The sequence below is a fragment of the Shewanella sp. 2_MG-2023 genome, from assembly GCF_030548905.1.
GTDB lineage: Bacteria > Pseudomonadota > Gammaproteobacteria > Enterobacterales > Shewanellaceae > Shewanella > Shewanella electrodiphila.
On the sequence record NZ_JAUOSO010000013.1, the window covers coordinates 119,565 to 132,657 of the forward strand.

A 13,093-nucleotide genomic window follows, 5' to 3' on the forward strand; every position below is an offset into this window, starting at 1 on the left:
AATAACAAAGATGCAAAGGATGAGCCGTCTATAATGTCAGCAAATGAAAGCGCTAAACAACAAGCTAATCATCAAGCCTTAATCAGTTTACTGACACTGATTAAGGCTCATTTTGGCCTGCCTATTTCCTCAGAAAGTCTTTCTAAAACCTTATCCGCCCATCCTATTAACAGCGGCGAAGAACAACGGGCACTTCAGCTAAGTGATTTACTCAAACAAATTAATGTTGATAGTGCGCCCCAAGCATTAAGCTTTAATCATTTAGCTTTGCCCGCAATCATATTTGATCAACACAACCAGGTCTACTTTGCATCAGAAAAACAGCAAGGCGCATTAATCCTTGTTAATATGCAAGGTCAACACACTCAAATAAATGAAAAACAGTTCGCAGCGCAATTTAAATCCAAGTCAGCCCATTGCTGGTACATCAAGCCCATAGAACAACTTGATGAGCGCGGTACTGAACACCATAAAGACACTAAAAGGCATTGGCTTTTAGCGGCATTTGATGAAGTAAAACCCTTTTATGGCAGCTTTTTAATCGGCTCGTTAGCGATTAACTTGCTGGCATTAGTCACCCCGCTATTTACCATGAATGTTTATGACCGCGTCGTACCCAACCAAGCTATCGATACTCTATGGGTACTCGCCAGTGGCGCGTCAATTGCCATTGTATTTGACTGGCTATTACGCCAAGCCAGAACACGTTTAGCAGACGTTGCTGGTAAACAGGTTGATATAAAACTGTCATCAACCTTATTTGAAAAAGTCATCGGCATGCGATTAGAAAACCGTCCAGCTTCTTCAGGTGCATTTGCAAAACAGCTGCAAGAATTTGACAGCATTCGTGATTTCATCACCTCTGTCACTCTCGTCACTGCAGTGGATTTACCCTTCACCTTATTATTTCTGGTGTTAATTGCTTGGCTTGGTGGTGTCATGGTGTTTGTGCCACTGACCTGCATGGTCGTGCTCATTTTGCTGAGTGTTTTCATGCAAAAGCGCTTATCAGTAACCATCGAAGAATCATCAAAGCTATCAACTCAGCGCCAAGCTCATCTTGTTGAAAGCTTAAATATGCTGGCAGAAATAAAACAAAATAACGGTCAAGCAAAAGCCTCGAGAGTCTGGAATGAAACCGTCAGCAGTCTAGCTGACTGGCAAAATGAATCTCGTATTAGCTCTAATACCCTTAGTCATAGCGTGATGAATTGCCAACAGTTAGTGTCAATTGGCTTAATCATCACTGGGGTATATCAGATCCACCAAGGCAACTTAAGTATGGGGGGCTTAATCGCCATCGTAATGTTAAGCGGCAGAGCTTCCAGCGCCATTAATCAAATCGCCATGTTGTTACTTAAATATCAGCAAACTCGATCTGCGATTACCTCCGTTGAATCTATTTTAGAGTTACCGCAAGAGAACCAACAGCAATCATTAAATGTGGCGCAATTCCCTTTCAATGGCAGCCTTAACCTTCGTGGTGCAAGCTTTAGTTACCCTGAACAACCCCTGTCAGCATTTAACGATGTATCTCTTGATATTAAAGCGGGTGAAAAGGTCGGATTTTATGGTCCTGCTGGTGCAGGAAAATCAACGCTCATGGCGCTGATAGCAGGCCAATATCAACTCAGTGAAGGTCAACTGTTTTATAACCAATTGGAAGCTCAACAATGGTCAGTCGGCAGGCTCCGTGACCATATTGGTTATATGAGCCAACAACCTAACTTAGTCTATGGCACAGTGCTTGATAATTTGCTTTACGGTATCGGCCAAGTGGATGAAACCTTGCTAGCACAAACCATGATGAGTACAGGCATTGATAAGCTCATGGATCGGCTTGGAAGCGGCCTTAATAGCCAAGTAGGTGAGTTTGGTCGTCAGCTATCAGGTGGCCAACGTCAAGCTATAGCCCTTTGCCGTACCCTACTTCGCCAGCCGACTTTATTGATCCTTGATGAACCCACCAGCGCCATGGATGAACGCAGTGAAACCCAAATTATTAGCAGTTTAAAAATGAATACTCAAAACTGCACTATGCTCATTTCGTCACACAATCCAAAAGTGCTTAGCCTTTGCGACCGTATTATTGTGATGGATAAAGGTGCCATTATTGGCGAGAAATCTGCTGCCGAGTTACTTGAACCTAATAAACGTCGTATCAAAGCGGTTAACGTTCGCAACACCAGCAACTCAAAGGCTCACACTTCAAATACAAGTGCTTCAAAAACGAATACCTCAAAGATAAGTGAGGTGAAATCATGAGTGTAAACTTACATATAAAACACCTTGAAGGAGCTAAACGAGCCAACCGAGTCATATTACTCACATTTGGCTTACTCTGTTTCACACTCATTTGGGCAGCTTTTGCGACATTAGAAGAAGTTGTCGTCGGTGAAGGCAAAGTGGTTCCCGCCTCTGCAGTGCAACAAATTGAGAGTTTAGACGGTGGCAGTTTAAAAGAGATCCTTGTTAAAGAAGGCGATACCGTCATCGCAGGACAAACCCTATTAGTTATCGATGAACTCAGATTTGCTTCAGCATTTCATGAAGCCAGATTAAATAGTGTGGCGCTTAAAAACCAACTAACTCGACTCGAAGCCTTACTCGATAGTGTCCTTATTGATGACACCCAAGCATTATGGTTTTCACAAGTACAAATTACCCCACAACAGTTTGATATTGCCGACAGCTCAGCAAACAGACGATCACAGGCAATATATAACTCGCAGCTATCGCAATTAATTTCACAGCTAGATCAAACCGCCCAAATAGTTGAGCAAAAACGCCAAGCAAAAGAAGAAGTGAACATTAATATCAATGCTCAGCGCAGTGGGCTTACGATGGCAAAACAAGAAATTCGCATGACCCGTGAGGCTGTTGGTGAAGGCGCTGTAGCAGAGTTAGAGTTATTAAAACTTGAGCGTGATGCAGTAAGACTGCAAGGAGAATTATCAGCATCACAAGCCAGTGAAAGGCAACTTAAAGCCGCCATCAGTCAAGCAGTGGCAGAGCGCCGAAATGTCGCACTCGATTTTGTTAACCGCACCACTGATGAGCGCAATAAAACCAGTAATGAATTATCTGCATTAACCGAAAATATGAAAGCCCTAGCCGACAGGCTGGAACGTACCCAAATTACCAGTCCCGTTTCGGGCAGCGTGTCTAATATTGTCGTGCGATCAGCAGGGCAAGTGGTAGAACCAGGCCAAGTACTCATGGAAGTCGTCCCTCAAGATGACCAACTCATTATCGAAAGTCATATCGCGCCCAAGGACATTGCTTTTGTTCATAAAGGCTTAAAAGCAATGGTGAAATTTACGGCTTATGACTTTGTAATATACGGTGGTATTAAAGGTGAGGTCATATACGTTAGTCCTGATGCACAACAACTTGAAGATGGCACAACTTACTATGAAGCCCATATTCAAACTGATGAAAACCAACTGAACGGCTGGCCAATTATTTCAGGCATGCAAGCCTCAACCGATATTTTAACTGGCAATAAAACCGTCTTAAATTACTGGCTAAAACCGCTATTGCGGGCCAGAGCAAATGCGCTACGAGAACCGTAAGGTAAAGGTAAGGATATTATGCAAAAACTGTTATTCATTTCTGCTTTAGTAATATCAACACAGGCACAAGCACTGACGTTGGAACAATCAGTAGCAGAAGCGATAAATCACCACCCGAGGTTGCAGCAAAAATATGCCAGCTTTGAAGCCGCAGTTCGTTATAAAAAAGCCGCTGTGGGTGATTATCTTCCTCAAGTTAAACTCTACGGTGGTGTCGGTTACGAAGAAGTTCGATATAACAGCGGCCAACGAGTTGATACTGATCTAAATCGCACCGAACTCGGCGTTAAAGTATCGCAATTATTGTTTGATGGGTTTAGAACAACCTCTGAAATTGACCGCCTTGAATTTGAACAAGAAGCCGAGCGATTTGGCTTGATTTCAGAAGCTGAAAACTTGTCACTAGAAGTCGCCACCGTTTACTTAAACCTAGTCGAAGCAAACCGTATTGTCGGCCTCGCTGAGCGCAATATTGAAGAACATAAAGATATCCTTAAGGATATCATTTTACGTCAAAATAAAGGCTTAAGCAGTGAATCTGATGTCGCTCAAGTTAAAGCGCGTGTGGCAACCAGTCAATCGGGTTATCTCGCAGCACGCAATCAGCAAATGGATTTACAAGCTAAGTATTATGATCTTGTCGGGCAACTTCCGGTAGATTTATATAATGCTAAACCTGACTTTAATTATGTGCCTACCTCATTAAAATTAGCGCTTGAACAAGCAGTTAAGAATCACCCTGAAATCGATGCTGCAATCAATGACACTCAAGCAGCCTCATCTCAATATGAGCGCGAAAAAAGTGATTACTGGCCTAAGCTATCAATCGAGTTACAAGCAAACAAAAATGACAATATTGGCGGAATTGAAGGCCCTGATGAAGACGCCAGAGCCATGTTAATGCTGAGCTATGATTTGTATAACGGCGGCTCAACCAATGACCGAGCAGAAGCCGCAGCTTGGCAAGTTCAGCAAGCTAAATCCATTCGTCAGCAAACCGAAAAGCAAGTGATAGAAGGCACTCGCCTAGCTTGGAATTCATACGAATTTGTCGGTCAGCAACGTAAATTCTATCAAGTAAATGTCGATCAGGCTGTGCAGGCAGAACAAGGCTATCAACGCCAGTTTGAACTTGGCAGACGTTCATTGCTTGATGTCCTCGATGCCAAAGTCGAAGTGTATCTTGCGCGCAAAAACTATCTTAGTGCTTATTACAATTATCACATTGCGGCCTATCGCTTAATTAACGCGACAGGGCAACTGATCGAATCATTTAGGGTCGACACCCCTAACCAATGGCAAGAGGAGAAGTAACATGAAATCAATTAACTTACTGCCACTTTGCCTACTTGCCCTAACACTCAGCGCTTGTATAGAAACACCGCGCCCAGCCCTTGTTGAACAGCAAAGTCGTGATTTATACGATTTGGATACAGATGGTGTGATTACCGCACGCGATCTGTGCCTAACTACTCCTGATGGTTCAGTTATCAATAATGATGGCTGTGAAAGCTCGACCACAGTAGAAAAACAAGCCAGTAGAGTGGTGATGTTTGAGTTTGATAAGCACACGTTAACCACTTACGAATCAGAACGATTGGCAAAAATGGTCAATGCTGTTAAACATTATCAAGATGCAAGAATATACTTAATCGGTGACACCAGCCCTGAAGGCAGTGATGCCTATAACCATGAACTCGCTAAAAAACGCGCCGCTGAAATCACGCGAATAATCGTAGCCCAAGGCATTAATGAGCAACAAATTACCTCGCAAGTATATTTTGAATCTAACATGATCCCAAATGCCATCAGAGGTCGCGAGCATCGCTTAGTTGCAGTTGCTAAATGGCAGGAGTCAGGTATTGAAAAAGCTTGGCATATTTTTTCAACAGAAAAAGTAGCTAAACCTAAGCCAAGTAAAGCTACTGGCATATAATATAAATAAAAAATATTATTAAAAATGCTGCCATGCTGGGTCTTTTTTTGATTACAGGGCAAGTTCAAAGTTATGTTTGAATTATTGCCCTTATCAGTGATCTAGCTAACACGCCGAGCATATTCGACTTCACTAACTTACGCCGAAATGATTGAATTATTGTATTCTTCATTCATGAGGCCTTATCATGCATAAAAGCGTTAAAACATTACTAGCCACAACGGCTCTATTTTTCAGTAGTCATTTGATTACAGGTACAGCAGTAGCAAACAGCGGCTGTGCATTTGATGAAGAGCAATCAGGCTTCATGGCGACATGCAGCGAGGAGAAACAAGAAGTGATTATCACTGGCATTGTTGAAATTTCAGCACTTGAAAAAGATTTACCAGGTTACGCAGCAGAGTACGAAAACTACCAAACTAATGCAGATGCAATTTCAGCATTAAAAGCAATCGACACGCCAACGAATGTTGTTGTGATTATCGGTACTTGGTGCCCAGATTGTCACCGTGAAACACCACGTTTCATGAAGCTAATTGAAGAAGTTGCTAACCCAAATATCACCGTCACTTACATAGGTGTAGATCGCAGCAAATTAGATTCAGAAGGCTTAGCTGCTAACTATGAGTTCAGCCGTATACCAACCTTCATCGTAGAGCAAGACGATAAAGAAATTGGCCGCATTGTAGAAAGCCCTGAAGTGACTTTAGAGCAAGATTTACTGAACATCGTTAAGTAATCAGTATTTAAGCATCTGATTAATTGATAATCAAAAAGGGACGCTAACGTAAGTTAGCGTCCCTTTTTTGTATTCTTTCACTGCTGTTTCTGGGTAATGAAAACGATGAAATAGCTTATTCAGTTTGCTCAACTCGTTCAGCTAACATGGTCAATACGCCTTCTCGCAGCGCACCGCCAGAAAGGTTAAGCGATTCGATATCCAGCAGTTCAAACAAGGCGATTAAAATAGCAATACCTGAGGCAAACGTTGGTGCTTTTTCTTCAGATAAACCCTGAATATGATGCAGAGATTCATTCTTTTGCGCTAAAACCTCATCACGAAAACGGTATAACACCTTTAAGGTAATGATTTCTGATAATTCACGATGATTAAGCACAGATACAACCGACTGTACTGCGCCAGAGGCGCCTACAACACCTTGCCAACCTAATTCTCTCAATAACTCGCTATGCGGTTCAAGCGCCTTTGATACGGCTAATTTGGCTTGTTCGAAATGATGAAGTTGATAAGGGACTTGATTGAAAAACTGTTGATTAAAGCGAACACAGCCAAAGTCTAAACTGGTTTTAAATAGCACTTGATTGCCATTACCGATAATAAACTCAGTGCTAGCACCACCAATATCAATCACCAAACGTTGACCATCACCTTCAGTGGTGGCTGCCATACCTTGATAAATGAGTTCAGCTTCACGCAGGCCGCTAATCACTTCAATAGGATGACCTAAAATCGGTAACGAGCGTTGATGGAATTCTTGAGCATTTGAGATAACACGAAGGGTTGCTGTTGCAAAAACAGCGACATGTTGCTGAGCGACTTGATGCTTTTCAAGCATCTCAGCAAACATGGATAAGCAATCCAAACCACGTTGTAATACTGCTTCAGCTAAGCGATTATCCTCGCCAATACCTTCTGCCAAACGCACTTTCTGCTTATATTTAGCAATAATTGTTGGCTGGCCATCCAATGTTTGGGCAACCAACATATTAAAGCTATTTGAGCCAAGCGTTATCGCGGCGTAACAAGGTAATGTAGCTGAACCAGTCATTTACGAGTGTCTGCGATTCCTTTGAGGTGGACGACCACCACTGCGATGTGCACCATTACGATTGCCACCGTCACGACCACGCGTCGTAGGGTGCTTACGATGAATACGCACTGGAGGCGGTAAATCATCAAGTAATGCTTCACGATCGTAATTCGTCACAGGAATTGAATGTGATATATACGTTTCAATTGCAGGTAGATTCAGTGCATATTCTTCACATGCAAAACTCACCGAAACGCCTTTTTGACCCGCACGACCTGTACGGCCAATACGGTGAACATAATCTTCACAATCATCTGGTAAATCATAGTTATACACATGAGATACATCAGAAATATGTAGACCACGAGCAGCAACATCCGTCGCCACTAATAAATCAAGTGCACCTGAAGTAAATTGCTCAAGAATACGGATACGTTTCTTTTGCGGCACATCACCTGTTAATAAACCTACGCGATGTCCATCACCTTCTAACCATGACCAAACTTTTTCACAGCTGTGCTTGGTATTTGAGAAAATGATCGCTTTTTCAGGCCAATCTTCTTCTAGCAAGGTTAATAACAGACGCATTTTGTCATCTGTTGAAGGGTAGAAAATTTCTTCTTTAATGTTCTTAGATGTTTTTTGCTCAGGGGCAATTTCAACTTTCTCAGGATCATTCATATGATCATAAGCCAGTTCTTGCACCTTCATTGATAATGTTGCTGAATACAACATGTTCAAGCGAGACTTGGCATCAGGCATACGTCTAAACAAGAAACGAATGTCCTTAATAAAGCCTAAATCGAACATACGATCAGCTTCATCAAGTACAACCGCTTGAATTGAATTCAAGCTGATCACACCTTGACGAACATAATCGATAATACGGCCAGTGGTACCAATAAGAATATCAACACCAGCATCAAGTACTTGACGTTGAACATCGTAACTTTCGCCACCGTAGACAATACCGACCTTTAAGCCAGTATGTTTTTCTAATAATTTGGCATCTTTTGCAATCTGAATCGCTAATTCGCGAGTCGGCGCCATAATAATTGAACGTGGCTGATTAATTTGTCGCCCTTCTGGTATGGCAACCGATAAAAGATGGTTAAATGTGGCAACCAAAAAAGCCATTGTTTTGCCAGTACCTGTTTGTGCCTGACCTGCAATATCTTTTTGTTGCAATAAAATGGGAAGAGATAACGCCTGAATTGGCGTACAAAATTCAAAGCCATTTTCGTTTAAAGCCTGAATTACCTCTGGTTTCAAAGGGAAGTCAGCAAACTTTTGGGTAGATAAATGTGTTTCGCTCATAGCTCAAGCATACTCGTTAGTGTTGCAAAAAAAGACTTAATCGTTTGAAATAGCCCACACGTTTACTTGAAAACTATTTAACCGCCCCAATATACATGGTAAGCCATTAATAAACTAGCAATGGTGCCAAATCTGGAGATTTACATGAGCGATAAAATTGTATACCTAAGCGATGACAGCTTCGAAAATGACGTCATTAACTCAGAATTGCCTGTATTGGTAGACTTCTGGGCTGAATGGTGTGGTCCTTGTAAAATGATTGCGCCAATCTTAGACGACGTAGCTGAAGAGTACGCGGGTAAGATCACTGTAGCTAAACTTAACGTTGACCAAAATAATGTATCACCTGCTAAGTACGGTGTACGTGGCATCCCGACATTATTAATGTTCAAAGGCGGCGAGTTAGTTGCCACTAAAGTAGGTGCATTATCAAAGACTCAATTAAAAGAGTTTATTGACGCACAAGCTTAATCAAGCCTCTCATTAAAATGACAGCTGTTGATTGAAAGTTGAATATTATTCATAACGAGCTAACACGGTTAGTTCGCTATTGTTTAAAAACTAACAATATTTAGTTAACTCAACCGATACACCTTATGACATTGCTGCGCATTTTAAGCTTGAAAAGTGATAATCGGCACAATATGTGAACAATTTGTGCCGATTTTTCGCTAAAATTCTGGACGTCATGCAGATATAGTGCTAATTTATTCATCAGATTTTTTCAACTAAACTCCTACTCGCTTTTCAATCACACATTTCTACATTGTTCTACCCTTTGATTGATTGCGGTAAGCATCGTCGCGTAATACAAGACCCCCAACATGAATTTAACTGAATTAAAAGACACGTCTATATCAGACCTAGTTTCACTAGCAGAAAGCATGAAATTAGAAAATATGGCCCGTGCTCGCAAGCAGGACATCATTTTCTCCATTCTGAAAGCCCACGCCAAAAGCGGTGAAGATATCTTTGGCGGCGGCGTATTAGAAATCCTCCAAGATGGCTTTGGATTTTTAAGAAGTTCGGATGGTTCTTACCTAGCTGGCCCAGATGACATTTATGTCTCACCAAGCCAGATCAGACGCTTCAATATGCGTACCGGTGATACCATTTTTGGTAAAATCCGCCCACCAAAAGACGGTGAACGCTATTTTGCTCTGCTAAAAGTCAACGAAGTTAACTTCGACAAACCTGAAAATTCTCGCTCTAAAATCTTATTCGAAAACCTTACCCCACTGCATGCTGAAGATCGTCTACGTATGGAACGCGGTAACGGTTCTACTGAAGACATCACTTCACGAATTCTTGATTTATGTTCTCCGATTGGTAAAGGTCAGCGTGGTTTGATCGTTGCACCGCCAAAAGCAGGTAAAACCTTACTGCTACAGAACATGGCGCAAAGCATTACCCATAACAACCCAGAAGTGGTGTTAATGGTATTGCTAATCGACGAACGTCCTGAAGAAGTAACCGAAATGCAGCGCATGGTTAAAGGTGAAGTTATTGCTTCTACTTTCGATGAGCCAGCATCACGTCACGTACAAGTGGCTGAAATGGTTATCGAGAAAGCCAAACGTTTAGTTGAGCATAAGAAAGATGTCGTTATCTTATTAGACTCAATCACGCGTCTTGCTCGTGCTTACAACACGGTTATCCCATCATCAGGTAAAGTACTTACCGGTGGTGTTGATGCCAACGCACTTCATCGTCCAAAGCGTTTCTTTGGTGCAGCTCGTAACATCGAACACGGTGGCAGCTTAACCATTATCGCAACAGCGCTAGTTGATACTGGCTCTAAGATGGATGAAGTTATTTACGAAGAATTTAAAGGTACAGGTAACCAAGAGTTACACCTTTCTCGTAAAGCAGCTGAAAAACGTGTTTTCCCTGCAATCGACTTTAACCGTTCAGGTACACGTCGCGAAGAAAAACTCACTACGCCAGATGAACTGCAGAAGATGTGGATTTTACGTAAAATCCTTAATCCTATGGATGAAGTATCAGGTATGGAATTCCTTATCGATAAATTGGCTATGACCAAAACAAACGATGAGTTCTTCACTGCAATGAAGCGCGCTAAAAGCTAATTCGTTTTTATAAGCAAATTCTAAAAATGCCGTTAATTCCATTGAATTAACGGCATTTTTTTATGTAGAATCAAATGGATTAACTAATAATTAACAAACAAAAAGGATTTGATGTGTTTAAATTTATCTTGGTGTTTTTCACCATTGTTACGCTTACAGGTTGTGTTACTCCTATCAATCTACAAGAACAAAGCCCTTCCCCTGAGTATCAGAATCAACAACCCATTTTAATCAGCGTTATTGATAACCGAAAAAGAGTTAAAGAAGGTAAACCTGAAACCTTTATTGGCCGAGCACATGTAACATTTGGCATTCCTGTAGATTGGAATGTTGATGCATTACTTGCCACAGAAAAAGATGACAAATCACTTACTCTAAGTGAATGGCTACAAAAAAGAATTGTTCTCGGATTAACGGATAAAGGTTGGCAGGTAAAACCGGCAGATTTAGACGCTGTACCAACTGAAACAATTGCGAGTGATGTACTAGTAGAACAAGAATCACAACACCTTCTTGTACTTGATTTACAAGAGTGGTTTTTCAGTATCAATTTAAATTGGGTATCGTCGTTTAGCTTTGATACCGAAGTAAATACTTATTTATTTGATAAGGATCAGGGTCTATCGCATCAAGCAAACCTCAAAGAAAGAGACGTAGTTGATGAAAAGGCTGATGAATCGCCACAAAATAACGTATTGAGAGCATATCGAGATCAGTTATTGCAAATCTTATCTGATCCAGCATTAAAAGCTCAAATTCAACAATCACCAAATGTTATCACCACTGATTCAGGGACAGCGCTCTAAACTCATAATTTAGTAATAAAAAGCCGCTTAACAATCATTAAGCGGCTTTTTGAGGGTTAAATTCCTAAATTTTAAACAGACTAACTAATATAACTTTGGCCTGCGTACACCACGAAATGTCGTAGTGCTAACACTCCTAAAATCGTGCTACAAGAAACCGTAATTAAAAAGCCCTTAGTATGACGCCATGACTTAGGTGCTAATGTACTAGCAAGTACAGGGACCACTAGACCAAGTCCGACAACACCTAGCCAGAATACGCTAGCCCAAGTCCCAGTCGTAATAGCTGATGTTGCCGCCTGAGCTGCTGGACCTGAAAAGTTAAGACCAACAAACAGCAAGACTAAACATAAGGCTTCATTGAATGCGACAGGGTATTCAATGCGGTGTACTTGCTCAATACAGTCAGACTCTTTTTTACTGAAGAACAAGGTGGCCACTAAGATATTACCCGCCGAACCCACAGACAGCGCCGATGCTAAAAATAACGCAGGTAACACAGCGGTATTTAAAATCGGGTAGCTAATTAACGCAGAGAGTAAGAAACCAGTGTAAATCCCAACTCCTATCGCCAGTACAAAAATCAGCTTATTCAGACTATTTTCAAGCTTGCGACACACCTTTACCACACCCGATAACCATGGCGCATATTGCAGTAACGGTTTTTCAAAAACTAAACCTGCAAATACAAATACCAGCGGGATATAAAATAATAACGCTAATACCCCCCAAGCCATTACTGAAGTAAAGTTGTAGTTGAGTAAAATATGATAAAACTCAAATGGCTTAGTCAAGTCAAGCATTAACAACGCCATACCGACACAAATAGAGATCGGTCCAACAACAGCTGCAGCCTTGATAACTGGTAAGCCTTCAGTGGGTAAGCCACGACTTTGCCTGTACCATTTAAGCCCTATTGCCACCAGCATTGAACCCGCTGATAACCCTGCCATAAATAAGTAAACTGCGATTATCCAGTTCCAAACGACTGGATCATATTGCTCCATTGAGCCCCAGATATTATTCATGCTTTGATCCCTCCTTTACGGCTAGGAATGCGATAAACCCTTGGCTCTGTGCCTAGATTCACTTTTTGTTGATAATGATTTTTAGTGTCTAATAACTGACTGACTTCAGAAGTTAAATCATTGGCATCACCAAAAGTCAGTGCTTGAGTAGGACAAACCGTGACACAAGCTGGCTCTTCACCGCGAGCTAAGCGGGTTTCTTTACAAAAGTCGCACTTGTCTGGCACTCGGGTTTCAGGGTTAATAAAACGCACTTTGTAAGGGCAAGCAGCAACGCAATACAAGCAACCAACACACTTGCCTTCATTGATAGACACAATGCCATCATCATTGACGTAGGCCGCGCCAGTTGGGCAGACTTTCACACAAGGAGCATTCTCACACTGCTCACATGAAACGCGATTATATTTAAAATGAAGGTGAGGAAAGTTGCCATAAGGCCCCTCAACGCGAACCTGAATACGGGTCACCGACTCAGGGACATTATTTTCACTGCGACAAGCGACATTACACGCTTGGCAGCCAATGCACTTGTTTTCATCGTGCACAAGGACATAACGTTTAGTCAT

Annotated in this window: 12 protein-coding genes; 8 read left to right on the forward strand and 4 right to left on the reverse strand. The window is 41.7% G+C overall.

The genetic code is table 11. The annotated features are described in order from the left end of the window. Positions 1 to 33: 33 nt before the first annotated feature. The 5 genes from Q4600_RS14085 to Q4600_RS14105 all read left to right on the forward strand — a co-directional run bounded on the left by Q4600_RS14085 (position 34) and on the right by Q4600_RS14105 (position 6,250). Entirely contained in the window at positions 34 to 2,265 is a 2,232-nt protein-coding gene (locus Q4600_RS14085; protein ID WP_303517059.1) for a type I secretion system permease/ATPase, read from the forward strand. Further along, the gene (locus Q4600_RS14090) at positions 2,262 to 3,575 is read left to right on the forward strand and encodes an HlyD family type I secretion periplasmic adaptor subunit (protein WP_303517060.1); all 1,314 of its coding nucleotides are present in this window, start codon (positions 2,262 to 2,264) and stop codon (positions 3,573 to 3,575) included. Before Q4600_RS14085 ends, Q4600_RS14090 begins: the two co-directional genes overlap by 4 nt. Before the next feature lie 18 nt (positions 3,576 to 3,593). Next, the gene (locus tag Q4600_RS14095; RefSeq protein ID WP_102529362.1) at positions 3,594 to 4,889 is read left to right on the forward strand and encodes a TolC family outer membrane protein; all 1,296 of its coding nucleotides are present in this window, start codon (positions 3,594 to 3,596) and stop codon (positions 4,887 to 4,889) included. Between the two features lies 1 nt (position 4,890). Next, complete coding sequence (locus tag Q4600_RS14100) at positions 4,891 to 5,511, forward strand: OmpA family protein (protein WP_248956833.1); 621 nt, start codon at positions 4,891 to 4,893, stop codon at positions 5,509 to 5,511. 187 nt (positions 5,512 to 5,698) lie between these two features. Then, complete coding sequence (locus Q4600_RS14105) at positions 5,699 to 6,250, forward strand: thioredoxin family protein (protein WP_303517061.1); 552 nt, start codon at positions 5,699 to 5,701, stop codon at positions 6,248 to 6,250. Between the two features lie 115 nt (positions 6,251 to 6,365). On the opposite strand, the gene Q4600_RS14110 is transcribed toward Q4600_RS14105, so the two are convergent. Together Q4600_RS14110 and rhlB are read right to left on the reverse strand one after the other, a co-directional pair. Then, positions 6,366 to 7,301, reverse strand: a complete 936-nt coding sequence (locus Q4600_RS14110; RefSeq protein WP_229371501.1) for an exopolyphosphatase — start codon at positions 7,299 to 7,301, stop codon at positions 6,366 to 6,368. Beyond that, positions 7,302 to 8,600 (reverse strand): ATP-dependent RNA helicase RhlB, encoded by a 1,299-nt coding sequence (rhlB, locus tag Q4600_RS14115; protein ID WP_102529366.1) that lies wholly within the window; start codon positions 8,598 to 8,600, stop codon positions 7,302 to 7,304. Positions 8,601 to 8,744: 144 nt separating this feature from the next. Here rhlB and trxA point away from each other — a divergent pair, with 144 nt between their 5' ends. The 3 genes from trxA (at position 8,745) to Q4600_RS14130 (ending at position 11,496) form a co-directional block, all read left to right on the forward strand. After that, the gene (gene trxA, locus Q4600_RS14120) at positions 8,745 to 9,071 is read left to right on the forward strand and encodes a thioredoxin TrxA (protein WP_102529367.1); all 327 of its coding nucleotides are present in this window, start codon (positions 8,745 to 8,747) and stop codon (positions 9,069 to 9,071) included. Between the two features lie 353 nt (positions 9,072 to 9,424). Next, positions 9,425 to 10,690, forward strand: coding sequence for a transcription termination factor Rho (gene rho / locus Q4600_RS14125; protein WP_102529368.1), 1,266 nt, complete (start codon positions 9,425 to 9,427; stop codon positions 10,688 to 10,690). A 113-nt stretch (positions 10,691 to 10,803) separates the two neighbouring features. After that, positions 10,804 to 11,496, forward strand: a complete 693-nt coding sequence (locus Q4600_RS14130) for a hypothetical protein (RefSeq protein ID WP_102529369.1) — start codon at positions 10,804 to 10,806, stop codon at positions 11,494 to 11,496. Between the two features lie 80 nt (positions 11,497 to 11,576). Here Q4600_RS14130 and nrfD read toward each other — a convergent pair whose 3' ends face one another. Both nrfD and Q4600_RS14140 read right to left on the reverse strand, forming a co-directional pair. Next, positions 11,577 to 12,524, reverse strand: coding sequence for an NrfD/PsrC family molybdoenzyme membrane anchor subunit (gene nrfD, locus Q4600_RS14135; protein WP_102529370.1), 948 nt, complete (start codon positions 12,522 to 12,524; stop codon positions 11,577 to 11,579). Continuing rightward, positions 12,521 to 13,093 (reverse strand): 4Fe-4S dicluster domain-containing protein, encoded by a 573-nt coding sequence (locus Q4600_RS14140; RefSeq protein ID WP_102529371.1) that lies wholly within the window; start codon positions 13,091 to 13,093, stop codon positions 12,521 to 12,523. The genes nrfD and Q4600_RS14140 overlap by 4 nt, the downstream gene beginning before the upstream one ends.

Bases quoted from the DNA above. Each gene is read 5' to 3' on its own strand.
- Q4600_RS14100 (WP_248956833.1), top strand. From the start codon at position 4,891: ATGAAATCAATTAACTTACTGCCACTTTGCCTACTTGCCCTAACACTC.
- Q4600_RS14140 (WP_102529371.1), bottom strand. From the start codon at position 13,093: ATGACTAAACGTTATGTCCTTGTGCACGATGAAAACAAGTGCATTGGC.
- Q4600_RS14090 (WP_303517060.1), top strand. From the start codon at position 2,262: ATGAGTGTAAACTTACATATAAAACACCTTGAAGGAGCTAAACGAGCC.
- nrfD (WP_102529370.1), bottom strand. From the start codon at position 12,524: ATGAATAATATCTGGGGCTCAATGGAGCAATATGATCCAGTCGTTTGG.
- Q4600_RS14105 (WP_303517061.1), top strand. From the start codon at position 5,699: ATGCATAAAAGCGTTAAAACATTACTAGCCACAACGGCTCTATTTTTC.
- rhlB (WP_102529366.1), bottom strand. From the start codon at position 8,600: ATGAGCGAAACACATTTATCTACCCAAAAGTTTGCTGACTTCCCTTTG.
- rho (WP_102529368.1), top strand. From the start codon at position 9,425: ATGAATTTAACTGAATTAAAAGACACGTCTATATCAGACCTAGTTTCA.
- Q4600_RS14095 (WP_102529362.1), top strand. From the start codon at position 3,594: ATGCAAAAACTGTTATTCATTTCTGCTTTAGTAATATCAACACAGGCA.
- trxA (WP_102529367.1), top strand. From the start codon at position 8,745: ATGAGCGATAAAATTGTATACCTAAGCGATGACAGCTTCGAAAATGAC.
- Q4600_RS14085 (WP_303517059.1), top strand. From the start codon at position 34: ATGTCAGCAAATGAAAGCGCTAAACAACAAGCTAATCATCAAGCCTTA.
- Q4600_RS14110 (WP_229371501.1), bottom strand. From the start codon at position 7,301: ATGACTGGTTCAGCTACATTACCTTGTTACGCCGCGATAACGCTTGGC.